At 68.6% G+C, this 513-nt stretch carries 1 protein-coding gene; it reads right to left on the bottom strand.

Going from position 1 to position 513, the window contains the following annotated elements:
* Nucleotides 1–513: hypothetical protein (locus RCF13_RS00565; RefSeq protein ID WP_308140712.1), on the bottom strand; the 513-nt coding region annotated here is incomplete at both ends.

Here is a 513-nt window from a genome sequence, read left to right as displayed (position 1 = left end):
GCCTGCCACGCCATTGGCGGCCCCCTTTTGACTGAGTGGGATGCAGTCATCCGCCAGGGCTGCGCTCGCCTTGGCTTGGTTCGCCCATCCTTGCGCGGCTGTCTCGCTTTTCGCAGCCGCCGCAGCGGACGTTTGCGCGGCATCGCGGGCGCTGGCCGCCATCACCTGGCTGTCCAGGGATCCTTGGGCGTGATTCTTGGCCGCTGTCGAGAAGGCCCCGGCCGCTGTCTCGCTTTCTTTGGCGGCGGCCGCGCTGACACGGGCTTCGTTGGCGTAGCCGAGCGCGTTGGCGGCGTCTTCGCTGACTTTGATTTCGTGGTTGCTGGCCGCCAGTTCATGTAGTTCGGCAGCGCTCTCGCTCGCAGCAGCGCTGTCCGCCGATCCTTGCGCAGCGGCTGCCGATGCCGTCGCTTGCTCCTGGCTTTTCCAGGCCCTGGCGGAGTGCCAGGCCGCGCTGCTCCAGCTCGCCTCGGCCGCTTGCTGGCTGGAGGCGGCTGACCGGGCGTGCCCAAG

It is taken from the genome of Stenotrophomonas maltophilia group sp. RNC7 (assembly GCF_030910085.1).
Lineage (GTDB): Bacteria > Pseudomonadota > Gammaproteobacteria > Xanthomonadales > Xanthomonadaceae > Stenotrophomonas > Stenotrophomonas sepilia.
Note: the sequence above shows the minus strand (reverse complement) of the source record. Positions and strands in the feature narration are given on the sequence as shown.